Here is a 25545-nt window from a genome sequence, read left to right as displayed (position 1 = left end):
CGATGAGTCAGGCCGCTCAGAATCTGAACTGGTTGATCACCAACTTCGTGGACAACACCCCTGGGGTGTCCCACACGGTGGTGGTCTCCGCGGACGGACTTCTGCTGGCCATGTCCGAGGGCTTCCCCCGCGACCGAGCCGACCAGCTCGCGGCCGTGGCGTCCGGGCTGACCTCGCTGACCGCGGGGGCGTCCCGGATCTTCGAAGGCGGCCCGGTCAACCAGACCGTGGTGGAGATGGAGCGCGGCTTCCTCTTCCTGATGTCCGTCTCCGACGGTTCCTCGCTGGCCGTGCTCGCCCACCCCGAGTGCGACATCGGCCTGGTGGGGTACGAGATGGCCCTCCTGGTCGACCGCGCCGGTACGGTCCTCACGCCGGACCTGCGCGCCGAGCTCCAAGGAAGTCTGTTGCACTGAGGCTTCGGCACCGCCGCCACCAGCTCCAACACCGTCAGGCCGCCCAACCGGCCCCCCACCGGCCAAGTCAGACGGCACGCAGACATCTTGCTGTCACGCCCGGAGGATTCATGACCCCGCCACCCGCCTCTCACGATCCGTACGGCGCCTCAGTCGACGCGTCGTACGGACCTGAGGGCGATCAGCCGCTGGTACGCCCGTACGCCATGACCGGCGGACGGACCCGGCCGCGGTACCAGCTCGCCATCGAGGCGCTGGTCAGTACGACAGCAGACCCCGCTCATCTCGCCACGCTGCTCCCCGAGCACCAGCGGATCTGCCACCTCTGCCGTGAGGTCAAGTCGGTGGCTGAGGTGTCGGCCCTGCTGACGATGCCGCTCGGCGTCGCGCGGATCCTCGTGGCGGACCTGGCGGAAGCCGGCATGGTGGCCATCCACCAGCCGGGCAACGGAGAGGCCGGCGGCGCGCCGGATGTGACACTGCTCGAAAGGGTGCTCAGTGGACTTCGGAAGCTCTAGCGGCGGAGGAGCAGCCCGCTCAACCACCAGCGCGAAGATCGTGGTGGCGGGCGGCTTCGGCGTGGGCAAGACCACGTTCGTCGGCGCCGTCTCGGAGATCAACCCGCTGCGTACCGAAGCCGTCATGACGTCCGCGTCAGCCGGCATCGACGACCTCACCCACACCGGAGACAAGACCACCACCACCGTGGCCATGGACTTCGGCCGCATCACCCTCGACCAAGACCTCATCCTCTACCTCTTCGGCACCCCCGGACAGGACCGCTTCTGGTTCATGTGGGACGACCTCGTCCGCGGCGCCATCGGCGCCGTCGTCCTCGTCGACACCCGCCGCCTCGCCGACTGCTTCCCCGCCGTCGACTACTTCGAAAACTCAGGACTCCCCTTCGTCATCGCCCTCAACGGCTTCGACGGACACCAGCCCTACACCCCCGACGAAGTACGCGAAGCACTCCAGATCGGACCCGACACCCCCATCATCACCACCGACGCCCGCCACCGCGCCGACGCCAAAAGCGGCCTCATCACCCTCGTCGAACACGCACTCATGGCACGACTCAAGTAGACGGACGGCTACGGCAGTTGCTGTAGTCCGCGCAGAGTGCGGGCTGTGTCGTCCGACACGGCCCGCCTCGCCCTTCATAACGTTTAGACAGAGAATTCACGGGCTGCGGACACCCGACGCACTCAACTGGTATCACTGCGCTCACACGACCTCCCCTTTTTGTTCCCGCTCGGCCTTTATGCCCCTTTTATTTGAGGCGTGGATCACTCGGAACGGCCGATTCCCACTGTTTGGAGTGGGACCCCTCCCCGTGCTGGAATTCGGCGACTCCCGAGTTTGTACGGCCCTGAACGAGAAACGGCACAGCGTAGGTGCCGGCGCCGAGAGGTTGTTGGTCGAGTGAGGCGAAGCAAGGCGAGCTCCGCGGAGCAACACACGCGGGGCAACTTCACCCCGCCACCGCGGTCGGCGGCGCCGTCCGCGGACCCGGCCGGCGCGCCCTCCGCGCCCGGCAGCTCCAGCCGGCTCTCGCCGCGCAACTGGCGTGTGGCCACCCGGCTGAACGCCATTCTGCTGATCCCGGTCCTGGTCGGACTGGTGATGGGCGGCTTCCAGGTCAAGGGGTCGATCGACACCTGGCAGGAGGCCCAGGACGCGGAGAAGACGGCGCTCATCGTGCGCGCCGCCTCCGAGTACGGCCAGGCCCTCCTCAACGAGCGCGACCTCACCGCGCAGCCCCTGCTGACGAACAAGCGCGACGCGCAGATCGTCGTACGGACCAGGGCGGCCACCGACGCGGCGAAGAAGAAGTTCGACGTCGCGGTCCGGGACATGCCCGCCAAGCAGGGCCTCGAACGCCGCCTCAGCATCTTCCGCGGGGAAGAGCCCAAGCTGGCGGCCATCCGCAAGACCGCCTACACCGCGGCGGTGGAGACCCCGGACAAGACCGGCAACAACGGCGGCCCCGTGGCGACCGAAGAGGGATACGTGCTGGTCCAGCACTCCCTCATGGAGTTCGCCAACGAGCTGGGCCTCGGCACCGGCAACATCACCAGCTACGGCCGTACGGTCTACGCCCTCCAGCTCGCCAAGGCCGCCGAGTCGCTCCAGCGCTCGATCGGCATGCACCTGCTCGTCAGGCCGAGCCAGAAGGACCAGGTCAGGGGCGGGCAGACCATCGCCTTCTCGTCGTACGCCTATCTGGAGAGCGTCTCCGTCGCGGAGTACGTCTCCGGCGGCACCGCCGCGGACACCGTCCGGCTCCAGCAGGTCATGAAGCAGAAGGCCGCCGAGGGGGCGAAGAAGCTCGCCGCCGCCGGCCAGCAGGCCGCCGCCGCGGGCCAGGACTTCACCCCGCCCCCCAGCCAGGAGGGGTCCGTCTTCGACGGCATGGTCGCCGCGATCGCCACCGGCGCCACCCCCGAGCAGCTCGCGGCGCGGGGGGTCACCCCGGACGTGTGGATGGCCGCCGCCACCGCCAAGTTCGACGGCTACACCGTGGTCGAGAAGGAACTCGTCGACAAGGCCGTCGCGGACGCCGCGCAGATCTCCACCAACGCCAGGAACGACGCGATCACCAACGGCGCCATCGTCGTGATCGCCCTGCTCATCGCCTTCATCCTGGCCGGGATGATGGCCCGCCAGATGAGCCGCTCGATGCGCGAGCTGCGCACGGCGGCGTTCTCCATCGCCGAGCAGCGGCTGCCGATGCTGGTCGACCAGCTGTCCCGTACCGAACCGGGCCGTGTCGACACCCGCGTCCAGCCCATCCCGATCGACTCGCGCGACGAGATCGGCGAGGTCGCCCGCGCCTTCGACCAGGTCCACCGCGAGGCGGTCAGGCTCGCCGCCGAGCAGGCCATGCTCCGCGGAAACGTCAATGCGATCTTCACGAACCTCTCCCGCCGCAACCAGTCCCTGATCGAGGGCCAGCTGACCCTCATCACGGACCTGGAGAACAACGAGGGCGACCCGGACCAGCTGGAGAGCCTCTTCAGGCTCGACCACCTGGCCACCCGCATGCGCCGCAACGGCGAGAACCTGCTGGTCCTCGCCGGTGAGGAGCCGGGCCGCCGGTGGAACCAGCCGGTGCCCCTGGTGGACGTGCTGCGCGCCGCCTCCTCGGAGGTCGAGTCGTACGCCCGTATCGAACTCACCGGCGTCCCCGAGACCGAGATCCACGGCCAGGCCGTCACCGACCTCGTGCACCTGCTCGCCGAGCTGCTGGAGAACGCCACCACGTTCTCCTCGCCGCAGACCAAGGTCCGGGTGACCGCCACGCGGCTGCCCGACGGCCGGGTGATGGTCGAGATCCACGACAAGGGCATCGGCCTGACCGCCGAGGACTTCGCGGACATCAACCACAAGCTGGCCAACCCGCCGACCGTGGACGCCGCCGTCTCCCAGCGCATGGGCCTGTTCGTGGTCGGCCGGCTGGCCGACCGGCACGGCATCCGGGTCCAGCTGCGCCCCTCGGGCGAGCAGGCGGGTACGACGTCGCTGGTGATGCTCCCCGACGCGATCACACACGGCGGGGGCGGCGAACCGGCCGCCCAGGCCGACGACTTCACGGTCTCCCAGATCATCCCGGACCAGGAACCGCCCGCCGAGGTGCGCTCCTTCCCCACGGCGCCCATGCTGACGGCGGCCGAACTCGGCTTCGACGACTCGAAGTACGAGACGCCGGCCGAGGAGCCGGGCCCCGCCCGGGACAGCCGCCGGCTCGACCCCGTCAACCGCACCCTGCGGCGCGAGGAACGGCGCGCGGCGCTGGGCGGCCCTGAGAGCCCCGAGGGACCGCTCTTCAGCGACCAGGTCGACGGGCAGTACCGGGAGGGCTCCGAGGCCGCCTACGCGCCCCAGGAGGCCCCGTACGCCCCGGACTTCGCCCCGCAGCCGGGGACGGGGGAGGCGCCGGCCGCGGACGGGTACGCTCCCGCCGGGTACGAGCAGTACCGCGCGCCCGAGCCCTACGGGACGCCCGACGGATATCCGGAGACCCCGGCGCCCGCCTATGCGGAGGCCGGCTACCCGGACCTGCCGAGCGGTGACGTCCCGTACCAGAACGGTTTCGGCGCCCAACCCCACCAGGGTGAGTGGGGCGATCAGGGCGGTTACCAGGCGGCCTACCCCCCGGTGGCCCCCGCGGAACCGGAATCTTCACAGGTCGCACCCGAGATCCCCGCCGACCGCGTAGGCTTCGACCGTCCGGGTCCCTCTCCGAGCACCAGTCACGCGCTGACCGGCGCGGGACTGCCGCGCCGGGGTGGTGGCCGGCAGGCCCAGGAGTGGCAGCCCACCGGTCAGAACGACGGACAGCCGGGCCGGACTCCCCCGGCCGGCGGCGAGTTGGACACCGGGACGGCGGACACCGAGGACTGGCGTTCCAAGAACGACGATCGCTGGCAGCGGGCCGAGAAGCTCCGCGAGCCGAAGGCGGGCGGGGTCACCCCGTCCGGTCTTCCCCGCCGGGTGCCCAAGGCCAATCTGGTCGAGGGAGCGGCGGAGAGCACCCCGCAGGGCGGCCCCCAGGTCTCCCGTGCTCCGGAGGACGTGCGCGGCAGGTTGAGCAACCTGCGGCGCGGGGTCCTGCGGGGACGCAACGCAGGAGCGGACACGAACGGACCGGGCCACGGCCCGGGCAGTACCTACAACCAGGAGCGTTAGTGTGAGCCCGATGAGCCAGGCGGCGCAGAATCTGAACTGGTTGATCACCAACTTTGTGGACAACACCCCCGGGGTGTCCCACACGGTGGTGGTCTCCGCCGACGGACTCCTGCTCGCCATGTCCGACGGTTTCCCCCGCGACCGGGCCGATCAGCTCGCGGCCGTGGCGTCCGGGCTGACCTCGCTGACCGCGGGGGCGTCCCGGATCTTCGAGGGGGGCGCCGTCAACCAGACCGTCGTGGAGATGGAGCGCGGCTTCCTCTTCCTGATGTCCATCTCGGACGGCTCCTCGCTGGCCGTGCTCGCCCACCCCGAGGCCGACATCGGCCTGGTGGGGTACGAGATGGCCCTGTTGGTCGATCGCGCCGGTACGGTCCTCACACCGGACCTCCGCGCCGAACTCCAGGGAAGTCTGCTCAACTGACAGACAGTGCAGTTCTCGCCACCGCACCATAGGGTGCGGTGGCGCGCGGCTCCACAGGCACACCAAAGGACCGGCGACCGGCAGTCGGAGGAGGAAACGTGGCTACACCCCCAGGCGGACATCCCTATGACGGTGTCCGGCAGCCCACGGGAGAGCAGGCCCGGAACCGCTTCAACTTCCCGTCCACGCCGAGCGGTCAGGGCGATCAGGGCCGACAGGCCGGTCAGGGGAATCCTGGCGGTCAGGGAGGCCTGGGAAACCAGGGAGGTCAGGGCGGTCAGGGCGGCGGTTACGGCGGACCGGGCGGTCAACAACAGCCCTACCCGCCGCACCACCAGTACAACCAGCCCCGGACGCCCCGTATCCAGCCGGTGCAGCAACAGCCCCGGCGCTCCGCCGCGCCCGACCCGTCCAGGGACACCCACAACCCGTTGGTGCGCCCGTACGCCATGACCGGCGGACGGACCCGCCCGCGATACCAGCTCGCCATCGAGGCGCTGGTCAGTACGACGGCCGATCCGTCCCGGCTGCAAGGGCAGTTGCCCGAGCACCAGCGGATCTGCCAGCTGTGTTTCGAGATCAAGTCGGTCGCCGAGATCTCGGCCCTTCTCTCCATTCCCCTCGGCGTCGCCCGGATCCTCGTAGCCGACCTGGCGGAGGCCGGACTTGTCGCCATCCATCAGCCCGGCGGCGACGAGACCGCCGGCGGTCAGCCAGACGTGACACTGCTCGAAAGGGTGCTCAGTGGACTTCGGAAGCTCTAGCGGCGGAGGAGCAGCCCGCTCAACCACCAGCGCGAAGATCGTGGTGGCGGGCGGCTTCGGCGTGGGCAAGACCACGTTCGTCGGCGCCGTCTCGGAGATCAACCCGCTGCGTACCGAAGCCGTCATGACGTCCGCGTCAGCCGGCATCGACGACCTCACCCACACCGGAGACAAGACCACCACCACCGTGGCCATGGACTTCGGCCGCATCACCCTCGACCAAGACCTCATCCTCTACCTCTTCGGCACCCCCGGACAGGACCGCTTCTGGTTCATGTGGGACGACCTCGTCCGCGGCGCCATCGGCGCCGTCGTCCTCGTCGACACCCGCCGCCTCGCCGACTGCTTCCCCGCCGTCGACTACTTCGAAAACTCAGGACTCCCCTTCGTCATCGCCCTCAACGGCTTCGACGGACACCAGCCCTACACCCCCGACGAAGTACGCGAAGCACTCCAGATCGGACCCGACACCCCCATCATCACCACCGACGCCCGCCACCGCGCCGACGCCAAAAGCGGCCTCATCACCCTCGTCGAACACGCACTCATGGCACGACTGCGCTAAACCACACCCCACTGGTCACGCACCGCGGCCCCCGCACTCGATGAGTGCGGGGGCCGCTGTCGTTCGTACGTGCGCGCGGGTGGGGCGGGGCGGGTCAGCCCTGCCAGCTGTGCGGGGCGCGGAAGCCGGAGCTGCGCTCCAGGCGGCGCCAGCCCGCGGTGGAGCGGCCGCGGCCGACGGCCGGGGCCTCCGAGCGGGAGGCGGCGCGGGCCATCAGGACCGCGGTGATCGCGGCGAGTTCCTCGGGGTCGGCCTGACCCTTCTCGACGCGCAGCAGGGAATCGTTGGTGGGCTCACTCATGGGGTCGGTCTCCGTCTTCTCACCGCGAGGGCTGACCGCGGGGGCCAGTGCCGGGGCTGGTGCGGGGGCTTCTACTGCGGGGGATTGCCGTGCTTGCGCGACGGCAGGTCGGCGTGCTTGGTGCGGAGCATCGCGAGGGCGCTCGCGAGCACCTCGCGGGTCTCCGCCGGGTCGATGACGTCGTCGACCAGGCCGCGCTCCGCGGCGTAGTAGGGATGCATCAGCTCCGCCTTGTACTCCTTGACCATGCGCGCGCGCATGGCCTCGGGGTCCTCGGCCTCGGCGATCTGCTTGCGGAAGATGACGTTGGCGGCACCCTCGGCGCCCATCACCGCGATCTCGTTGGTCGGCCAGGCGTAGGTGAGGTCGGCGCCGATGGACTGGGAGTCCATGACGATGTAAGCACCGCCGTACGCCTTGCGCAGGATGAGGGAGATCCGGGGCACGGTCGCGTTGCAGTACGCGTACAGCAGTTTCGCGCCGTGCCGGATGATCCCGCCGTGCTCCTGGTCGACGCCGGGCAGGAAGCCCGGTACGTCCAGGAGGGTGACGATCGGGATGTTGAAGGCGTCACACATCTGGACGAATCGCGCGGCCTTTTCCGACGCCTCGATGTCCAGGACGCCGGCGAGGGACTGGGGCTGGTTGGCGACGATGCCGACCACCTGTCCGTCGATCCGGGCGAGCACGCAGATGATGTTGCGGGCCCAGCGCTCGTGGATCTCCAGGAAGTCGCCGTCGTCGACGAGCTCCTCGATCACCTTGTGCATGTCGTACGGGCGGTTGCCGTCGGCCGGGACCAGGTCCAGCAGGACGTCGGACCGGCGGTCCGCCGGGTCCTCGGAGTCGACCGTGGGCGGGTTCTCGCGGTTGTTCTGCGGGAGCATCGAGAGGAGGTAGCGCACCTCGGCGATGCACGTCTCCTCGTCGTCGTACGCGAAGTGCGCGACGCCGGAGGTCTCGGCGTGCACGTCGGCGCCGCCGAGGCCGTTCTGGGTGATCTCCTCACCCGTGACGGCCTTCACCACGTCCGGGCCCGTGATGAACATCTGCGAGGTCTCGCGGACCATGAAGACGAAGTCCGTGAGGGCGGGACTGTAGGCGGCGCCGCCCGCGCACGGGCCGAGCATCACGCTGATCTGCGGGATGACGCCGGACGCTCGGGTGTTGCGCTGGAAGATGCCGCCGTAGCCGGCGAGCGCGGAGACGCCCTCCTGGATACGGGCGCCCGCGCCGTCGTTCAGGGAGACCAGCGGGGCACCGGCCGAGATGGCCATGTCCATGATCTTGTGGATCTTGGTGGCGTGGGCCTCGCCCAGCGCGCCGCCGAAGATCCGGAAGTCGTGCGCGTACACGAAGACCGTACGGCCGTCGACCGTGCCCCAGCCGGTGATCACACCGTCCGTGTAGGGCTTCTTCGCCTCCAGGCCGAATCCGGTCGCCCGGTGCCTGCGCAGCTGCTCGACCTCTTTGAACGATCCCTCGTCGAGCAGCAGGTCGATCCGCTCACGCGCGGTCAGCTTGCCCTTGGCGTGCTGGGCCTCGGTGGCCCGGTCGCTCGGCCCCCGGCGGGCCTGCTCGCGCAGGGCGTGCAGTTCGGCCACCCGGCCTCGGGCGTCGGCGGGCTCGCTCGGCTTCTCGTCCACTACGGTCATGTTCCAACCCTACGAACACCGAGGGGTAAATAGCTCCGTAGACTCCACACAGTCTCCTGCCCCGATTCCTGGTGGAGCTGGACAGAACGCGACCCGAATGGGCGCGACCTCATAGCTCGGAACACCTAGTACTTGTAGGGTTTCCATAGATGTCGGCGAAGAGTCATCACGGACGTCCACGCAGCGTGACCTCGCAGCGGTGGCTGCCGCCGAGTGTCCCCGGGGTGATCCGCAGCCGTACGGTACGCCCCGCCGCGAGCACCGCCACGGACGGGTCCGCCGCCACGACCCGCCGTACCGGCCGGTCCCAGACGATCTCCACCGGCCGCCCGGAGCGTACCGGCTCACTGAGATGGATCGTGGCGGTACGTCCCCGCTCCCGCACGAGCACGCTCGCGGGCGCGGTCACGGTGAGCGGGCCCGCCGTACCGGCCCGCCAGAAGTTCGCGGCGGTCAGGCCGAGGGAGCGGACCGCCACGGCGTGGACGTCGCCGGTCTGGGCGAGGAGCGACAGCCAGCGGGGGTCGGCGGCGCGGGCCGCGACGGTACGGCGGGAGGCGCCCGGCATCAGGAGGTAGAGGTACGAGGCCGCGACCGGGTCGGTGCCGTGGTCGAGCCAGAGTGTGCGGTAGCGGCGGGTGCGCCGTTCGGTGGTGCTGGTGGTGTTGATGTCGTGCCAGGAGCCGGTGCGGTCCTCTTCGAGGGTCCGCAGGGTGCCGGGAGCCGCGCCGCCGGGGAAGACCCAGCCGCCGTGGCCGGCGAGGTGGGCCCAGCGGGGGCGGGAGGAGGGGTCGAGGGTGAAGGGGTGTCGCCCGGACGCGGTCCCGGGCTCCCCCAGGTTGCGGTTGTCGACCACCGTCTCGACCGGGACGCCGTCGGTGCAGGTGAGGGCGGCGCCGAGGCAGACGACCGTGTCGGCGGCGAAGATCCAGGAGGTGCGGGCCTCCAGCGTCGAGCCGAGACCTTTGAGGTGCTGTCCTACGGAGGCGAACTCCCCGTCGGTGACGCCGCCGACCCAGCGGACGGCGGGCCGGGGCGCGCCCCACTCGCCGCCGGCGCGGTCGGGGAGGCGGCGGGTGGAGACAGTGGTGCCGGGGAGCCGGTAGGGGTCGACGGTGGGCCAGAACCAGTCGGTGTACTGGTCGTTGGGGCGGCGGGCGGCGTCGGGCCGGTCTGTGGCCGATTCTTCCGGTCCGGGGGTCCACCAGTAGAGCATTCCGGCGCCGGTGTGCCAGCCGCGCGGGTTTTCGCCGTTGCCGCATTCGTAGGAGGCGATGCGTGCGGAGGCCATGGCGAGGTTGGCGGTCCAGCCGGGGCGGCGGTGGACGGCCCGGTCCATCCCGGGGAAGAGGGTGTGGCCGACGGGTTCGGGGGCGGCGGGGACGTCCGCGTCCGCGAGGGCGTGCAGGCGGGCGAGGTCGGCGACGTCGAACTGGGGGGCGGTGAGGATCGGGGAGGGGCTACCGGGGGCGGCGGAGCGTTCGATCCAGCCTTTGGCCCGGGCGGTCCAGCGGGTGCGTTCGGCGGGGCTCGCGACGGTCATGAGGAGCGGGATCGTGGCGATGAGGGCCTGGCCGTGGAAGTGGTCGCTTCGCAGGACGCCGAGGTCGTCGTCCTTGAGGTGGCCGCGGCTGACGGCGCGGCCGCTGACGCTGTCCATCATCAGACCGTCCAGGATCAGCGGCGCGTAGGCCCGCTCCACGCTGTCGAGGACGATCTGCCGGTCCGGGTCGGTGACGGCCCAGGGGGATCCGTCGAGGAGGGTGAACAGCCGGCCGAGTCCGTCGAGGAGGACCTGGCCGTACGTACCGGAGTAGGCGACCCAGGTGTGCTGGACGAACGAGCCGTCGGCGTGGAGGCCGTCGCCCTTCGTGACGTACGGGAAGACGGGCGAGAGGGCGTCCCTGGCGAGGGCGATCTTCGCGGGCGCCCGGCCGAGGATGCCGCGCAGCGCGACGGAGCGGCAGAGGTCGACGCGGTTGGCGCCGGTGCTGATGCCGGAGTAGTCGGTGAGGAGGGTGTCGGGGACGAAGTGGTCGACGGCGGCGCAGGCGGCGGCGCGCCTTCGGTCGCCGAGGTGGTCGTGGAGCACGGCGACGATGTCGAGGAGGTGGCGGGGGCTGCCGATGCGCCACTCCCACCAGTTGCCGTACGGCGTGGTGCCGGGGTGGTAGACGGTCGCGGCGAGGTGGTCGAGCCCGCGCAGGACGGCGGCGAGGAGGGCGGGGTCGCCGGTGAGGCCGGTGCGGGGGCGGGCGTGGGCCTCGGCCATGGTGAGGAGGCGGGCGTAGCTGGCGGTGAGGCCGGCGGGTGGGTCGAAGGGGTGGTCGGGCCAGAGGGAGGTGGGGGTGGGGGCGATGGTCTTCTGGTGGTGGGCGGCGCGGGTGCCGGTGCGGGTGAGGCGGGAGGCGTAGGGCTCCTGCTTCGCGTCGTACGCGGTGCCGAGGTGGAGGGCGGCCCATCGTTGCCGGAGGCCGTCGAGGCCGTCAAGGGGGGCGGGGGCGGTTGCGTGCGCGGGGCGCGCGAGGGTGGTGGCGGTGGCCGCGAGGAGCTGGCGCCGGCCCCAGGTCATGCGTACCTCCGCGAACGCGCCGTGTTGTCCTCAATCGCCGGACGGGCTGGAGTGGGCGCCGACGCCCCCGATGCGCGCGACGCCCTCGCCGCCGACGGTTCCGTCCTCAAACGCCGGACGGGCTTGGTGGGGGGCCCAGGTCCGCCTGATTGTGCCGCGATTGGCCCCCGGAGGGGCCACACCATGCCGGGCAACCCCATTCAGCCCGTCCGGCGATTGAGGACACGCGTTGCGCGGGTGAGCGCCCACGGAGCCTGCCGGACGGGCTTGGTGGGGGCCGCCGCATCAGCCCGTCCGGCGCTTGAGGACAACGCGTTCGGGCTAGCAGCCGCCGCAGTTGTAGAACGTCACGTCCCAGTGGTTGCCCTCGTCCGCGTAGATGTTCCCCGAACCCGCCTGCCACTGCGGGTAGCCGTCCCCGCGCACGCCGATGTACGTGAACGTGTTCTTGACGTAGTTCGTCAGGCACGTCGACTTGCCGAAGTCGAGCTTGTAACCGTTCCAGTGCGAGTACGTACCGCTCGCGTGGCCCGTCTCCGTGCCGCCCGTGATGTTCAGCGCGCAGCCCGTCGCGCTCCGCAGGGTCTGCGCGCCCTGCGCCGTCGCCTGGTTGAGCTGGTCGAACGACGTACACGTCGCGTTGTTGCGGTTCGAGCAGCCGCCGGACGACGACCAGGTGATGCCGCGCGAGCTGAACATCGACGTCGCCGTCGCGTGGGAGATCTTCGTGGCCGCCTGGGCCTCCGACGTGGCGGTGAGGACGCCGAAGCCGGGGGCCAGGAGCGCGCCCAGGACGAGCGCGAACGCGCTGAGGACGGAGCGGAGCTTCATGGGGGGATTCCTCCTGCTGGATGACGGTGATGTCGGGCCGGTGGGACGGCGGGGCAGGCGGTGCGGGTGGCGCAGGCCGATCCTGCCCGACATCTACGCGCGTCCGCCAGAGGGCGTGGGGAGCGAGCCCGTGAAGGGGTCGTAAAGGCCGCGGGTAAAGGAGTTCCCTCGATCGAGGGACATAGTTGAAATCCGAACCAGACAGGTCTATGGTTGCGCTCGTCCGGCATTCATTGAATGTTGAACTACTGAGCCACCTACCTACCCACAGGAGATCGACATGGCCCTCTTCGGCCGCAAGAGCGACGGCACCACCGCCACCCGCGAGATCGACCCCGCCCTGGTCGCCCTGACCGGCGCGTACACGATCGACCCGAGCCACAGCAAGATCGGCTTCTCGGTGCGCCACGCGATGGTCACCAACGTCCACGGCGCCTTCACCGAGTTCGAGGGCTCCCTGGACCTGAACGGCACCGACCCCGCCCACTCCACCGCCTCGATCGTCGTCTCGATCGCCAGCGTGGACACGGGCGCGCCCGACCGCGACGGCCACCTCCTCACGGGTGACTTCTTCGACGCCGAGCAGTTCCCGAAGATGACCTTCACGTCCACCTCGGCCGAAGAGCTGGGCGGCGAGTCGTACCGCATCAACGGCGACCTCACCATCAAGGACGTCACGAAGCCGCTCTCCATCGACCTGGAGTTCAACGGCGCGGCCACCGACGCCTACGGCAACGAGCGGGTCGGCTTCGAGGGCGGCGCCACCATCCTGCGCTCCGACTGGGGACTGACCTGGAACGCGGCGCTGGAGGCCGGCGGCGTGGTCGTCTCCGACAAGGTCAAGCTGCTCTTCGACATCAGCGCGATCAAGAAGGCCCCCGAGGCCGTCTGACCCGTCGCGCCCCCCCGGGGCGAGGACACGCGTCGGTACGCGACCGGCGGGGGCGAGGCACCCGCCTCGGTACGGCCCCGCTCCCCGCGGGATCCAGCCGGATCCAGCAGCCGGGAGCTAGAAGCCGCCCCCGCCGTCGAACCCGCCGCCACCGCCCCCGTCCCCTCCCCCGCCGAATCCACCGCCCCCGAAGTCACCCGGGTCGAAGTCCGACCCGGAGGTGTCCCCGCCGGTGTCCCCGCCGTCGAACCCGGTGTACTCGCCGCCGCCGTAGTCGGCGGCGTAGCCCGGTGAGGCGATGGCCGCGCCGAGCAGCGTGCCGGCCAGCAGTCCCGGCAGCAGCCCGCCGCCGAAGTACCCGCCGGCCCAGGGCCCGTACGCGGGCCCGGCCTCGTAGTAGGGACGGGGGCCCTGTTCCGTACCGACCGTACGGACCCCCGGGTCCTCCCCGTCCGCCAGCCGCGCCGCGTCCGCCGCGCAGACCGGGACCTCCCGGACCACCCCGCCCGGCGGCGCCCACCGCGCGTCGGCCACCGAAGGGCCGTGCCGCGGGTCGAAGAAGCACGGCGACCGGCGCTCCGGCAGCGGGGCGCCCTTTCTGCGCGCGTCCAGCATCGCCAGGTGGTAGCGGCCGTCCTCCAGTGCCTCGGTCACCTCGCGCACGTCCTCCGGCGCCCGCGCCGACCCCATGAGGGACTTCGCCTTCTCGTACGCGTCGAGGGACCTCTCGTAGTCCGTGCGCATCGACTCGTCCGCGCCCCGCTCCGCCGGGTGGAAGTCCAGCCGGTCCAGCTCCTCGCCGAATGCCGTGATGTCCTCGTCCACGACGACCCGGAGCTTCTCCAGGGCCTCCTGCCGCTTCTCGTCCCGCCGGCGGCGGTTCCGGCTCGTGACGGCGTACGCGGCCCCGCCGCCCACCACGACCAGCCCGCCGAGCGCGATCAGCCCTTCCTTGCCGTCGTTGCCGTCCCCGTTGCCGCTGGAGCCCCAGGAATCGGGGGCGTGCCCGCGCGTCTGCGGCAGGGCCCGGTCGACGAAGTCGTTCAGCTCGGTCACGGCGTCCGGTGAGCCGACCTTGACCGCGGCGGTGAGGTTCCGTACCGCGCGCCCCGACAGCACGGCCGGGTCGGCGCCCGCGTTGAAGCCGTCGCCCAGGCGGATGGCGTAGAGGCCGGTCACGCCGGTCTCGGCGCGGATCGTACGGAGCACGCTGTCGGGCGGGAACTGCGCGTTCCGCGGCAGGACGGCCACGAAGAGGGGCTTGTCCGCGTCCCGGATCTTCTTCGCCAGGGCGTCGGCCTGCGGCAGCGACAGCTGGCCGGTGGCGCGGGGGTCCACGTACACCGGGTTCTTCCTGAGGGCGTCCGCCGCGGTCCCGGGGCCGGTGGCGGCCTCGGCCGGTGGCGTGACGGGGGCCGCCGTGAGGGCGGCGGCCGAGGCGAGCAGCACCCCGGACAGCGCGGTGAAGAGCCTGGTCCTCATGGATCGAAGTTACCCGAATCACACCAAAGTGGTGCCTACAGCGACAAGCGGCCGGGCGGCTGCGGCGGCCAAGGGGCAAGCGCCCGGCAAAGGGAGAGGCACCCGAGCCCGCCGGCTCGGGTGCCTCGTACCTGGGGGTCGTACGCCCGGTCAGGCGGCCCGGTACGCCGCCGTCAGCTTCGCCACCGCACCGGACAGGTCACCGGTGAGCAGCAGGTGGTCCGCCTCGGCGAAGGGCTTCGCCGACGCGGCCGTCACGGACTGGCCGATCTTCTGCTGGACGAGGAGCCTGGCCTGGCCGACCAGTTCCCTGCCCTGCGCCGACGTGCCGAGCCCGGCCTTCTGGAGGATCTTCGCCGCGAGCCCGATCGCGGTGAGCGTGGCCTGGCCGCCCTTCGGCGGCGCCTTCAGGGTCGTCAGACCCCAGCCGTACGGGTACTGCGGGTCGTACGACGCGTCACCGACGTTGATCGGCAGCGACTCGACCGACTTGGGCCAGGTCAGCGGGAGCTGACCGGTGAAGGCCCGCTTGCCGTAGAGGACGTCGGCGACGCCGTCGCCCTCCGTGCCCGGCAGCCAGGACGCCACGAGCGCGTCGATGTCGCCGAGCTGGTCGCCGATGAGCTGCGGGCGGCCCGCGACGACGAGGACGGCGCACTTCATGGCGGCGCAGACCGTGTCGACGGCCTTCTGGTCCTCGGCGCTCAGCGCCAGGTCGTGGCCGTTGCCGACGTCGCCGATGCCTTCCGCGTACGGCTTCTCGCCGACGACGACCACCCCGACGTCATAGCCGGTGGTGGGCTCGGTGGCGGTCTTGGAGTAGGTGAGGGTGGCGTCCGGGGCCGCCTTCCTCATGCCCTCCAGGATGGTCGTGCCCGTGGTGGTCCTCCCCGAGGCGCCCTGCCAGCTGATGGTCCAGCCGCCCGCCTGGTTGCCGAGGTCGTCGGCGTTGGAGCCGGCCACGTACACCTTCTGCGACGGCTTGAGCGGCAGGACCGCGCCGTCGTTCTTCAGCAGCACCTGGGACTCGGCGGCGGCCTGGCGGGCCACCGCGCGGTGGGCGGGCGAGCCGATCTCCGCCTGGTGGGTGGTGTCCGCGTACGGCTTCTCGAACAGACCGAGCCGGAACTTCTGCTCCAGGATGCGGGAGACGGCGTCGTCGATCCTGGCCTGCGTGATCCGCCCGGCCGTGACCTCCGCCTGGAGGGTCTGGGTGAACGTCTTGTACTGCGTCGGGACCATGATCATGTCGAGCCCGGCGTTGACGGACGTACGGACGTCGCTCGCGTAGTCGCCGGGGATCTGGTCGATCGCCTGCCAGTCGCTGATGACGAAGCCCTTGAAGCCCATCTTGTCCTTGAGCTCACCGTTGATCATCGCGCCGTCGGCGTGCATCTTGACCGGCGCGAGGTTGTCGTCGGTGATGTCCAGCGAGGAGTACGAGGGCATGACCGTGCCGACGCCCCGCTTCACGGCGTCCTTGAACGGCGCGAGGTGGACCTCCTCCAGCTCCTTGCGGGTGACCTTGGTGACGCCCTGGTCCACGGTGTACGAGCCGGTCGTGGACGAGCCGTACTCGGTGCCGCCGTCGCCGACGAAGTGCTTCGCCGTGGCCAGCACCTTGTCGTTGCGGTCGAGGTCACCGCCGGAGGCGGAGCCCTGCATGCCGTTGACGACGGTGTCCAGGGAGGTCACCAGGGCGGGGTCCTCGCCGAACGTCTCGTACGTACGGCCCCAGCGCTCGTCCCTGCCGACACAGACGCAGGGCGCGAAGTCCCACGGGATGCCGGTGGCCCGCACCTCCTTCGCCGTGACCGCGCCGGTCCTCTCCGCCAGCGCCGGGTCACGGGTCGCCCCGAGGCCGATGTTGTGCGGCATGATCGTCGCGCCGACGACGTTGTTGTGGCCGTGCACCGCGTCCACGCCGTAGATCAGCGGGATCTGGTAGCGGGTGGCCTGCGCCCTGAGCTGGAAGGCGTCGATCATCTTCGACCAGGCGGCGGGGGTGTTGGGCGTCGGCACGGAGCCGCCGCCGGAGAGCAGCGAGCCGAGGTCGTACGCGGCGATGTCGCCCTGGGCCGTGAGCGCGTTGCGCTCGGCCTGGGTCATCTGGCCGGCCTTCTCCGCGAGGGACATCCGGGAGACGAGGTCGGAGACCCGCTTCTTCACGGGGAGCTTGGTGTCGAGGTACGGCAGGCCGTGCGCGTCCACGACGACCGCCGGGTTCTCTACCGGGGCCTTGGCGCCGGTGACGGTGAGCTTCAGCGGTACGGTCTCCGCGCTCTCACCGGCCCGGTCCTTGAGGGTCGGTATCTCGACGGTCCGCGAGGTGCCCGAGGCGCTGCCGGCCGGGAAGGTGACCGTACCGGAGACGGGGGTGTAGTCCTTGCCCGCCTCGGCGGTGCCGCCCTCGGTGGTGTAGTCGACGGTGACGGGCTCGTCGACGGGGACGGAGCCGGTCGTCGCGACGGAGACCTTCACCCGGGCGGTGGCGCCCTCCTTGACCGGGTACACCGCCGCGTCGGTGACGACGCTCGCCTTGAGGCTCGGGTCGGCCTTGCCGTACAACTCCACGCCGTCCAGGGCGAACCGCCCGGGAGCGCCGGTGGGCATGGTGAAGGCGTAGCCCCACATCTCGGTCAGGCCGAGGACGTGGTCGATGCCGCCGACGGGCTGGTAGTCGGTGCGGTACTGGAAGTCCGCGAAGGGGATCTCGACCAGGTGCCACCCCTCCCAGTCGTCGGTGAAGGTCGTGTTCCAGAGCTCGGAGGCCTCGCCGTTGGCGCCGCCGTCCTTGATCTCGAAGGCGATCCTCTTGCCGGAACCGGGCGGCAGCGGCGCGGTGTTCTGGCCGTACCACCAGAAGCGGATGCCCCGGTGCGCCGACCAGTCGTGGGACGGCTTGTCGAACGCGAAGTCGTGGCTGAACCCGCCGTACCCGCTGACGTTGTAGGAGCCTTCGAGGACCTTGGCGCCCTCGGGGGCGTCCGCGCGGTCCGCGATGCTCAGCGTCGGCGGGTCGTCGGCGTCGCCGCCCCAGGTGAAGATGCCCTCCGCGGGTGGGTTCGCGAACGGGATCTCGCCCTCGAAGCGGTCGACGGCGACGGGCGCCGGGTCGTCCGCCGCGGCGGCGGACGACGCGGTCCCGGCGAGGGGCAGCAGCCCCGCCAGGACGGCGGCCGCGAGCAGCGCCGCCGTCCTGGTGCCCGGTCTCGGTCTGACACGTGTGCCTTGCATGGTGCTCCTTGTGTCCCTGGTGCCCCCAGTGACTCTGGTGTCACCGGGGGCGTAGCGGACCGGCCGGCGCCGGGAGGGGTGTCATGCCCTCCCGGCGCCGGTCGGCCTTACTTCTGTTCGACCCGCACCCAGTCCACCTCGGCCTTGATCCCGCCCTGCGCGATGCGGTCCACGCTCGACTGCGGGAGGCCCCAGTAGGGCTGGGTGACCTTGTTCCAGCCGGCCGGATAGGCGCCGCCCAGAGCGAGGTTGAGGATCACGTACTGGTTGTGGTCGAAGACCCATTTGCCGCGGGTCGATTCCAGCTTCTGCCGGGAGGTCTCCTGCACCACACGGTCGTCGACGGTGAAGCGCATGCCTTCCGGCTGCCACTCGACGGCGTACGTGTGCCACTGGTCGACGCGGCCCCCTCCCGGGAAGGTCTGGGTCTTGCCGATGTTGCCGTCGGCCGAGTAACCGGGCCCGTGCAGCGCGGTGCTGGTCCAGTCGCCGTAGCCGATGTTCTCCATGATGTCGGTCTCACCCGAACCGGGCCAGGAGACGGACGGGTTGTCCACGTCACTTCCCAGCATCCAGAACGCCGGCCAGTAGCCGTCCCCGACGGGGAGCTTCAGACGGGCACTCACCTTGCCGTAGGTGAAGTCGAACTTGGTGTTGGTGTCGATACGGCCCGACGTGAAGTCGTAGGTCCCGCCGCCCGGTACGGTCGTGCAGCCCTTGCAGTACTTCGACTCCAGGACCAGAGTCCCGTTCTCCGTACGGATGTTGTTGGCCGAGTCCACGTACGCCTGGGACTCGCCGTTGACCGAGCCCATCTCCTGGCCGGTGCGCACCACGCGCCACTTGTTGCGGTCGAGCCCGGAGCCGGTGAAGTCGTCGAAGAACGTGGTGCGGTAGGCGCCGGTGGAGTTCTTCGGGAGCGCCGGGTAGGCGGCGTTGGCGCTGCCGCCGGTCCCCCACACCTGGAACTCGTAGAGGGAGTAGCCGAATTGGGCGGTGGCCGGCGCCGGGTTGTAGAACGAGCGGCGCTCCTTGCCCAGCATCCGTACGTAACGGCCGGTCGCCGGGGTCGGGAGGGTGATGGTGTCGCGCCGGCCGGCCGCCTCCCCCGGGGCCTTGATGTCGGCGCGGCGGGCGGCGACGTCGGCGGCCGAGGGGCGGTAGACGGTGCGCCAGGTGCGGTTGTCGTCGGAGACCTGGAGTTCGTAGTCGACGGCGTAGGCCGCCTCCCAGTACAGGTCGACCGCTTCGATCCGGGACGAGGCGCCCAGGTCGACCCCGACCCAGCGGTCCACGTTCCAGTCGCTGGCCCAGCGGGTCTGGTCGCCCTTGAGGTCGGCCGGCCAGCCGCCGTCGGTCACGTAGGCCGGTGAATTGCCCGCGTGCTGGTAGAGGTTGCCGTACGCGGGGTGGTTCAGGGCGAGGTTGGTACGGGTGGTGGAGGCGGGCGCCACCTCGCCTCCGTACACCTGGAAGGAGAAGAGGGAGTAGCCCCAGGCCGTGGCCCGCTGGACGCCGCGCAGCCGGACGTACCGGCCGGTGACCTCCTGGGGGTAGGTGTGGGCGGTGACGGTGCCGCCGGTGCCGTCGGTCTCGGTGTAGAAGTTGGTCCAGTTGGTGCCGTCCTTGGAGACTTCGAGGACGTACTGCTTGCCGTACGCGGCCTCCCATTCGAGCTTGACCTGGTTGACGCGCAGGGTGCTGCCCAGGTCGATCTGGATCCAGGCGTTGTCGGCGAAGTTGCTGCTCCAGCGGGTCGCGGCGTTGCCGTCGAAGGCCTTGCCGGGGGCGACGTCGGCGTTCTCGCTGCCCGAGGAGGTGACCCGGGCCGGGCTGATCGCGTAGGAGGCGGCGGCCTGGTCGGCGTTCCAGGGCGCGGCGGCCACGGCGGCGGCCTTGGCGGGGACCGCCCCGGACGCGGGCGGGGGCGCGGCGAACGCGAGCGGTGCGGAGAGGGCCACCAGTGCGGCGGTGGTGGCGAGGAGTGTGGTGCGCGAGGGCATCGTTGCCTCCGGGGTGGGGGGAGTGCGGGTGGGTGCGGTGCGTGCTACCGCCGGGCGGCCCGGGTGCGGCCGATCGTGTCGCGGTACCACTTGGCGCTGTCCTTGAGGGTCCTGACCTGGGTGTCGTAGTCGACGCGGACGATGCCGAAGCGCTTGTCGTAGCCGTACGCCCACTCGAAGTTGTCCATCAGCGACCAGGCGAAGTAGCCCCGTACGTCGGCCCCCGCCTCCCGGGCCGCGGCGACGGCCTCGATGTGGTCGGCGAGGAACGCGGTGCGGTCGGCGTCCGGGACGGAACCGTCGGCGGCCACCACGTCGTCGAACGCGGCGCCGTTCTCGGTGATCACCGTCGGTACGGCGTACTCCCGCTGGAGGCGCAGGAGCAGATCGGTCAGTTCGGTCGGGGTGATCTCCCAGTCCATGGCGGTACGGGGCAGATCACGGGGGACGCCGCGGGTGACGGGCAGCCCGTCGGCGCCCACCGGGGACCCCTCCTCGGTGACTCCGGAGAAGAGGGTGCCCCGGTAGAAGTTGACCCCGAGGATGTCGATCGGGGTGGAGATGGTCTCCAGGTCGCCGTCCTGGACGGGGATCTCGACGCCGCGCGCCGCCAGGTCGGCGACGATGTCCGCGGGGTAGTGGCCGTGGACGAGCGGGTCGAGGTACAGGCGGCTGCCGAGGCCGTCGGCGCGGCGGCACGCCTCGGCGTCGGCCTCGCTGTCCGTCTCGGGGGTGGCGGTGCCGAGGTTGAGGGTGATGCCCAGCTCCAGCGGCCGGTCCCCGGCGGCGTCCCGGATCCGCCGGGCGGCGAGCCCGTGGCCGAGGAGCAGGTGGTGGACGGCGTGGATGGCGTCGCCGAAGTCGGTGCGGCCGGGGGCGTGCAGGCCCAGGTCGTACCCGAGCATCGCCGAGCACCAGGGCTCGTTGAGCGTGGTCCAGTGCTCGACCCGGTCGCCGAGGGCGTCGTACGCGAGGGCCGCGTAGTCGGCGAAGCGGTACGCGGTGTCGCGGGCCGGCCAGCCGCCCGCGTCCTCCAGTTCTTGCGGGAGGTCCCAGTGGTAGAGCGTGATCCACGGGGTGATGTCCCGGTCCCGCAGTTCGTCGACCAGGCGCTTGTAGAAGTCCAGGCCCTTGGCGTTGGCCGGTCCCGTACCGCCGGGCTGGATGCGCGGCCAGGCCAGCGAGAAGCGGTACGTGTCGACCCCCAGACCCGCGATCAGCTCCACGTCCTGCGGCATCCGGTGGTAGTGGTCGCAGGCCACGTCGCCGTGTTCCCCTCCGGCGACCGCCCCCGGCACCCGGCAGAAGGTGTCCCAGATCGAGGGGGTCCTGCCGTCGTCGGCAGCCGCTCCCTCGATCTGGTAGGCGGAGGTGGCGACGCCCCAGCGGAAGTCCGCGGGGAGGCCGGGGATCGCCACGGCGGGGCGGGTGAGGCCCTGGGGGGTGAGGGCGTTCATGGGTCTCCTGGGTCAGGGGAAGGCACACGAGTGCGCGGGCGGGTGGGCGGAGGCGGCCGGGACGGGTCCGGCGGTACGGGGGGCTCAGCCGGGGTCGGTGGGGGCGGGGGCGGCGGGCGGGGTGTGGTGCAGCCAGCAGGCCACCGAGCGGTCGGGTTCACCGGGCGGCCCGGCGAGGACCGGGACGTGGGACGCGCAGGGCGCGAACGCCTTGCCGCAGCGGGGGTGGAAGGCGCAGCCGGCCGGCATCGCGGTCAGGTGAGGGGGCGATCCCGGGATGCCGGTCAGCTCGCGGCGGGGGCCGTGCAGGGCGGGGAAGGAGTGCAACAGGCCGTCGCTGTACGGGTGTCGGGGGTCGCGGTAGATGTCGGCGGAGGCGGCCTCCTCGACGATCCGCCCCCCGTACATGATCGCGATCCGGTCGGAGAACTCGATCAGCAGCGAGATGTCGTGGGTGATGAAGACGACCGAGAAGCCCAGTTCCTCGCGGAGGCCGACGAGCTTGCGCAGAATTTGACGCTGCATCACCACGTCGAGGGCGGTGGTCGGTTCGTCCATGATGACGATCTCGGGCTCCAGGGCGAGGGCCATCGCGATCATCACGCGCTGCCGCATGCCGCCGGAGAGCTGGTGCGGATAGGCGGAGAGCCGGTCCTTGGAGATGCCGACGAGCGAAAGCAACTCCTCGGCGCGGGCGGTGCGTTCGGCCGCGCGCGACTGCGGGCGGTGGGCCTGGAGGACGTCGGTGAGCTGGCTGTGGACGGTGTGCACGGGGTTGAGGGAGTTCATCGCGCCCTGGAAGACGATCGACAGCTCCTGCCAGCGGAAGGCCCGCAACTCCCGTGCGGAGAGGGCGAGAAGGTCCACCGGCTCCCGGTCCCACGGGTGGTAGTGGACGTCTCCCCCGGTGATCACCCCGGGCGGGGAGAGCAGCCGGGTCACCGCGTAGGCGAGGGTCGACTTGCCGGAGCCGGACTCGCCGGCCAGGCCGAGCACTTCGCCCCGGTGCAGGGTGAGGTCGACGGAGCGCAGGGCGTGCACGGCGTGGGTGCCGGTGCCGTAGTCGACATCGAGGCCGCGGATGGTCAGGACGGGACGGCCGGTCATGCGCGCGGCTCCTTGTCGGGCGTACGGGCGTCGGGCGCGGCGGGGTCGGCCGTACGGGCGTTCGCTGTACGGTCCTTGCGGGCCACCGGCGTGAAGCCGACCCGCATCCGCACCGTCCGGGACGCGCCCGTGTCCGTACGCAGCCGGGGGTTGATGAACTCGTCGATCCCGAAGTTGATCAGCGAGAGGGCCGCGCCGAGCAGGGCGATGCAGAGCCCCGCCGGGACGAACCACCACCACGCGCCCTGCGCCAGCGCCTGGTTGGACTGGGCCCAGAACAGGACCGTCCCCCAGTTCCAGTTGGAGATGTCGGCGACGCCCGTGAAGGCGAGGGTGATCTCCAGCAGGATGGCGAAGATGACCGTCCCGACGAAGCCGGACGCGATGACGGCGGTGAGGTTGGGCATGATCTCGAAGCAGATGATCCGCCAGGTGGGCTCACCGGTCGCCCGCGCCGCCTCCACGTAGTCGCGGCGGCGCAGGGAGAGGGTCTGCGCGCGCAGGACCCGGGCGCCCCACGCCCACGACGTGCAGGCGATCACCACCGCGATCAGCAGGTCGCCCGCGTCCGAGACGAAGCTGGCGATGATGATGATCAGCGGCAGCGCGGGGATGACCAGGAAGATGTTGGAGAGCGCCGAGAGCAGCTCGTCCGCGACCCCGCCGAGGAAACCGGAGCTGACCCCGATCAGCACGGCGAGGACGGTCGCGAAGAACCCGGCGACGAAGCCGACGATCAGCACCCCGCGGGTGCCGACGAGGATCTGCGAGAGCACGTCCTGGCCGGTCTGGGTGGTGCCGAACCAGTGCGCCCCGGAGGGCGGCCGCAGGATCTCGTCGCTCATCCGGTCGGGGTCGTACGGCGCGATCCACGGGCCGACGACCGCCAGCACGACGAAGAACCCGAGGATCGCCAGGCCGGTGACGGTCTTGCCGCCGCGCAGGAAGCGCAGCCGGGTGCGCCCGGCGGGCGCGGGGGTCGGCGCCGCGTCCAGGACGGCGGCTTCGGCAGCGGTGACGGCCATGGCTCAGGCCTCCTTCCGGGTCCGCGGATCGAGCAGCAGGTAGACCAGGTCGGCCAGCAGGTTCGCCGCCAGCACCGAGAGCGTGATGATCAGGAAGACGCCCTGCATCAGCGGGTAGTCCTTGGCCTGGACGGCCTGGAAGAGCTGGAAGCCGATGCCGGGATAGGAGAAGACCATCTCCACCAGCAGCGTGCCGCCGACGATGAACCCGAGGGAGAGGGCGAAGCCGGAGATGTTGGGGAGGATCGCGTTGCGGGCGGCGTACGAGAACATCACGCGGCGCTCCGGCAGGCCCTTGGCCTGGGCGACCATCACGTAGTCCTCGGAGGAGACGGTCACCATCATGTTCCGCATCCCGAGGATCCAGGCCGCCATGGCGCTGAGCACGATCGTGACGCCCGGCAGGACGGAGTGGTAGAGCGCGCTGGAGAGGAACGGCACGTCGAAGGCGGGCACCAGCGAGCCGTCGTACCCGCCCGAGGCCGGGAACAGCGGCCACTTCACGGCGAACAGCGCGATCGCGATGAGGCCGAGCCAGAAGTACGGGATGGACGAGATGAAGGTGGTGACGGGCAGCAGCCCGTCCAGCCAGGAACCGCGCCGCCACCCGCTGTAGACGCCGATGCCGGTGCCGAGCAGGAAGCTGATCAGGGTGGTGGTGCCGACCAGGGCCAGGGTCCAGGGCAGCGACTGCGAGATGACCTCGCCGACCGGGGTGGGGAAGAACGTGAACGACAGCCCGAGGTCGCCCTGGAAGAGCTGCGACCAGTAGTCGGTGTACTGCTGCCAGAGCGAGCGCTCCTTGTCGAGGCCGAAGAGGGCCTTGAGGGAGTTGACGGCGCTGGTGTCGAGCTGACCCTGGAAGCGGGCGATCAGGGCCTGGACCGGGTCGCCGGGCATCAGCCGCGGGATCAGGAAGTTGATCGTGATCGCGGCCCAGGCGGTGACGGCGTAGAAGGTGAGCCGCTGGAGGACGTACTTCACGGGGCGGTCACCTCCGGCGCGGCCGCGGGGCCGGTTCCGGCGCCGGGGCCGTTCTCCGGGCGCGCGCCGTCCTCGTACAGCCAGCAGGCCGCCCACTGGCCACCGGACAGCTCGAAGCGCGGCGGCAGTTCCGTACGGCAGCGCTCCATCGCCCGCGGGCAGCGCGGGTGGAAGCGGCAGCCGGCGGGCGGGGAGATCAGCGACGGGGGTTCGCCGGTGCCGGTCTCCTCCTGCCGCTCCTCCGCCACGATCCGGTCGGGGTCCGGCGCCGAGGCGATCAGCAGTTGGGTGTACGGGTGCGCGGGGCGCTGTGTGACGGTCTCGCTGTCCCCGCCCTCGACGATCCGGCCCGCGTACATCACCAGCGTCGTGTCGGCGAAGTACCGCGCGGAGGCGATGTCGTGGGTGATGTAGAGGATCGCGAGCCGCAGTCGTTCCTTGAGGTCGCGCAGCAGGTTGAGCACCCCGAGCCGGATGGAGACGTCGAGCATCGAGACCGGCTCGTCGGCCAGCAGCACCCGCGGGTCGGCGCCGAGCGCGCGGGCGATCGCCACGCGCTGGCGCTGCCCGCCGGAGAGTTCGTGCGGGAACTTGTCCAGGAACTGCCCGGGCGGGGTGAGTTGGACCCGCTCCAAAAGCGCCGACGACTCCTCCTCCGTACCCCGCTTGCCGTGGATCCGCAGCGAGCGGGTGAGGTGGTAGCGCACGGTGTGCACCGGGTTGAGGGAGGCGAACGGGTCCTGGAAGATCAGCTGGACCTGTTTGACGTACGCGCGGAAGGACCGGCCACGCCCGGCCCTGACGGGCTTCCCGCCGAGCCGTATCTCCCCCTCGGTGAGGGGGTACAGCTGGGCGAGCAGCCGGGCCACGGTGGACTTGCCCGAGCCCGACTCCCCCACCAGCGCGGTGACGGTGCCGCGCCGCAGCAGCAGCGACACGTCGTCCACGGCGTGGACGCTGCGGTGCCGGCCGGCGAGCAGGTCGCCGCCGGTGCGGCGGACGGGGAAGTGCTTGGTGACACCGCGGGCTTCGAGCACGACGGCGTCGTCGTGGCCGTCGCGGCCCTCGGGGCCGTCCTGGCCCGTGGTGGTGGGGTCGTCCTGGGCGGTCGCGTCGCGGGGGGTGGGGGTCATGGCCGGTC

General features: G+C 71.1%; 20 protein-coding genes. 8 read left to right on the top strand and 12 right to left on the bottom strand.

Annotated elements, in window-relative coordinates; genetic code table 11:
- Positions 1-2 precede the first annotated feature (2 nt).
- The 7 genes from ACIODU_RS09025 (at position 3) to ACIODU_RS08995 (ending at position 6858) form a co-directional block, all read left to right on the top strand.
- Positions 3-416, top strand: a complete 414-nt coding sequence (locus tag ACIODU_RS09025; RefSeq protein ID WP_030351794.1) for a roadblock/LC7 domain-containing protein — start codon at positions 3-5, stop codon at positions 414-416.
- Between the two features lie 110 nt (positions 417-526).
- Positions 527-934 (top strand): DUF742 domain-containing protein, encoded by a 408-nt coding sequence (locus tag ACIODU_RS09020; protein WP_167026559.1) that lies wholly within the window; start codon positions 527-529, stop codon positions 932-934.
- Entirely contained in the window at positions 915-1499 is a 585-nt protein-coding gene (locus ACIODU_RS09015) for an ATP/GTP-binding protein (protein ID WP_167026562.1), read from the top strand. Before ACIODU_RS09020 ends, ACIODU_RS09015 begins: the two co-directional genes overlap by 20 nt.
- 339 nt (positions 1500-1838) lie before the next feature.
- Positions 1839-5105, top strand: coding sequence for a nitrate- and nitrite sensing domain-containing protein (locus ACIODU_RS09010; protein ID WP_401765598.1), 3267 nt, complete (start codon positions 1839-1841; stop codon positions 5103-5105).
- Positions 5106-5115: 10 nt separating this feature from the next.
- The gene (locus tag ACIODU_RS09005; protein ID WP_040028900.1) at positions 5116-5529 is read left to right on the top strand and encodes a roadblock/LC7 domain-containing protein; all 414 of its coding nucleotides are present in this window, start codon (positions 5116-5118) and stop codon (positions 5527-5529) included.
- A 98-nt stretch (positions 5530-5627) separates the two neighbouring features.
- Positions 5628-6293 carry a DUF742 domain-containing protein gene (locus ACIODU_RS09000; RefSeq protein ID WP_356428413.1) on the top strand — a complete coding sequence of 222 codons (666 nt, stop codon included), beginning with the start codon at positions 5628-5630 and terminating at the stop codon, positions 6291-6293.
- The gene (locus ACIODU_RS08995) at positions 6274-6858 is read left to right on the top strand and encodes an ATP/GTP-binding protein (protein ID WP_167026571.1); all 585 of its coding nucleotides are present in this window, start codon (positions 6274-6276) and stop codon (positions 6856-6858) included. Before ACIODU_RS09000 ends, ACIODU_RS08995 begins: the two co-directional genes overlap by 20 nt.
- A gap of 94 nt (positions 6859-6952) precedes the next feature.
- On the opposite strand, the gene ACIODU_RS08990 is transcribed toward ACIODU_RS08995, so the two are convergent.
- The 4 genes from ACIODU_RS08990 to ACIODU_RS08975 form a co-directional block, all read right to left on the bottom strand.
- Entirely contained in the window at positions 6953-7159 is a 207-nt protein-coding gene (locus tag ACIODU_RS08990) for an acyl-CoA carboxylase subunit epsilon (RefSeq protein ID WP_356428416.1), read from the bottom strand.
- A 71-nt stretch (positions 7160-7230) separates the two neighbouring features.
- On the bottom strand, positions 7231-8814 hold the full coding sequence (locus ACIODU_RS08985) for an acyl-CoA carboxylase subunit beta (RefSeq protein ID WP_401765595.1): 1584 nt from the start codon (positions 8812-8814) through the stop codon (positions 7231-7233).
- 166 nt (positions 8815-8980) lie between these two features.
- Positions 8981-11386 (bottom strand): polysaccharide lyase 8 family protein, encoded by a 2406-nt coding sequence (locus ACIODU_RS08980; RefSeq protein WP_401765593.1) that lies wholly within the window; start codon positions 11384-11386, stop codon positions 8981-8983.
- A 321-nt stretch (positions 11387-11707) separates the two neighbouring features.
- Positions 11708-12217 carry a hypothetical protein gene (locus ACIODU_RS08975; protein ID WP_161310404.1) on the bottom strand — a complete coding sequence of 170 codons (510 nt, stop codon included), beginning with the start codon at positions 12215-12217 and terminating at the stop codon, positions 11708-11710.
- A 280-nt stretch (positions 12218-12497) separates the two neighbouring features.
- On the opposite strand from ACIODU_RS08975, the gene ACIODU_RS08970 reads away from it, so the two are divergent.
- Positions 12498-13109, top strand: coding sequence for a YceI family protein (locus tag ACIODU_RS08970; RefSeq protein WP_401765590.1), 612 nt, complete (start codon positions 12498-12500; stop codon positions 13107-13109).
- 117 nt (positions 13110-13226) lie between these two features.
- Here the strand turns inward: ACIODU_RS08970 and ACIODU_RS08965 are convergent, their stop codons facing one another.
- From ACIODU_RS08965 to ACIODU_RS08930, 8 genes are all read right to left on the bottom strand, one after another.
- Complete coding sequence (locus ACIODU_RS08965; protein WP_401765588.1) at positions 13227-14591, bottom strand: hypothetical protein; 1365 nt, start codon at positions 14589-14591, stop codon at positions 13227-13229.
- A 150-nt stretch (positions 14592-14741) separates the two neighbouring features.
- Positions 14742-17828, bottom strand: coding sequence for a glycoside hydrolase family 3 N-terminal domain-containing protein (locus tag ACIODU_RS08960; protein WP_401765585.1), 3087 nt, complete (start codon positions 17826-17828; stop codon positions 14742-14744).
- Positions 17829-17935: 107 nt separating this feature from the next.
- A complete protein-coding gene (locus ACIODU_RS08955) occupies positions 17936-19831 on the bottom strand; it encodes a discoidin domain-containing protein (RefSeq protein WP_356428431.1) in 1896 nt (631 codons plus the stop codon).
- 44 nt (positions 19832-19875) lie between these two features.
- Positions 19876-21288, bottom strand: a complete 1413-nt coding sequence (locus tag ACIODU_RS08950) for a GH1 family beta-glucosidase (RefSeq protein ID WP_356428434.1) — start codon at positions 21286-21288, stop codon at positions 19876-19878.
- 84 nt (positions 21289-21372) lie between these two features.
- The gene (locus ACIODU_RS08945; RefSeq protein ID WP_401765580.1) at positions 21373-22395 is read right to left on the bottom strand and encodes an ABC transporter ATP-binding protein; all 1023 of its coding nucleotides are present in this window, start codon (positions 22393-22395) and stop codon (positions 21373-21375) included.
- Positions 22392-23420, bottom strand: a complete 1029-nt coding sequence (locus ACIODU_RS08940; RefSeq protein ID WP_356428440.1) for an ABC transporter permease — start codon at positions 23418-23420, stop codon at positions 22392-22394. The genes ACIODU_RS08945 and ACIODU_RS08940 overlap by 4 nt, the downstream gene beginning before the upstream one ends.
- A gap of 3 nt (positions 23421-23423) precedes the next feature.
- The gene (locus ACIODU_RS08935; protein WP_356428443.1) at positions 23424-24404 is read right to left on the bottom strand and encodes an ABC transporter permease; all 981 of its coding nucleotides are present in this window, start codon (positions 24402-24404) and stop codon (positions 23424-23426) included.
- Positions 24401-25537: an ABC transporter ATP-binding protein gene (locus ACIODU_RS08930; protein WP_401765576.1), complete on the bottom strand. Its 1137-nt coding sequence runs from the start codon at positions 25535-25537 to the stop codon at positions 24401-24403. Before ACIODU_RS08930 ends, ACIODU_RS08935 begins: the two co-directional genes overlap by 4 nt.
- Between the last annotated feature and the right edge of the window lie 8 nt (positions 25538-25545).

Origin of the sequence: Streptomyces sp. NPDC088261, from assembly GCF_044740805.1 — a bacterium.
Classification (GTDB): Bacteria; Actinomycetota; Actinomycetes; order Streptomycetales; family Streptomycetaceae; genus Streptomyces.
This window is presented reverse-complemented; position numbering and strand designations above follow the sequence as displayed.

Bases quoted from the DNA above. Each gene is read 5' to 3' on its own strand.
- ACIODU_RS09025 (WP_030351794.1), top strand. From the start codon at position 3: ATGAGTCAGGCCGCTCAGAATCTGAACTGGTTGATCACCAACTTCGTG.
- ACIODU_RS09020 (WP_167026559.1), top strand. From the start codon at position 527: ATGACCCCGCCACCCGCCTCTCACGATCCGTACGGCGCCTCAGTCGAC.
- ACIODU_RS09005 (WP_040028900.1), top strand. From the start codon at position 5,116: ATGAGCCAGGCGGCGCAGAATCTGAACTGGTTGATCACCAACTTTGTG.
- ACIODU_RS08990 (WP_356428416.1), bottom strand. From the start codon at position 7,159: ATGAGTGAGCCCACCAACGATTCCCTGCTGCGCGTCGAGAAGGGTCAG.
- ACIODU_RS08985 (WP_401765595.1), bottom strand. From the start codon at position 8,814: ATGACCGTAGTGGACGAGAAGCCGAGCGAGCCCGCCGACGCCCGAGGC.
- ACIODU_RS08980 (WP_401765593.1), bottom strand. From the start codon at position 11,386: ATGACCTGGGGCCGGCGCCAGCTCCTCGCGGCCACCGCCACCACCCTC.
- ACIODU_RS08975 (WP_161310404.1), bottom strand. From the start codon at position 12,217: ATGAAGCTCCGCTCCGTCCTCAGCGCGTTCGCGCTCGTCCTGGGCGCG.
- ACIODU_RS08970 (WP_401765590.1), top strand. From the start codon at position 12,498: ATGGCCCTCTTCGGCCGCAAGAGCGACGGCACCACCGCCACCCGCGAG.
- ACIODU_RS08965 (WP_401765588.1), bottom strand. From the start codon at position 14,591: ATGAGGACCAGGCTCTTCACCGCGCTGTCCGGGGTGCTGCTCGCCTCG.
- ACIODU_RS08960 (WP_401765585.1), bottom strand. From the start codon at position 17,828: ATGCAAGGCACACGTGTCAGACCGAGACCGGGCACCAGGACGGCGGCG.
- ACIODU_RS08955 (WP_356428431.1), bottom strand. From the start codon at position 19,831: ATGCCCTCGCGCACCACACTCCTCGCCACCACCGCCGCACTGGTGGCC.
- ACIODU_RS08950 (WP_356428434.1), bottom strand. From the start codon at position 21,288: ATGAACGCCCTCACCCCCCAGGGCCTCACCCGCCCCGCCGTGGCGATC.
- ACIODU_RS08945 (WP_401765580.1), bottom strand. From the start codon at position 22,395: ATGACCGGCCGTCCCGTCCTGACCATCCGCGGCCTCGATGTCGACTAC.
- ACIODU_RS08940 (WP_356428440.1), bottom strand. From the start codon at position 23,420: ATGGCCGTCACCGCTGCCGAAGCCGCCGTCCTGGACGCGGCGCCGACC.
- ACIODU_RS08930 (WP_401765576.1), bottom strand. From the start codon at position 25,537: ATGACCCCCACCCCCCGCGACGCGACCGCCCAGGACGACCCCACCACC.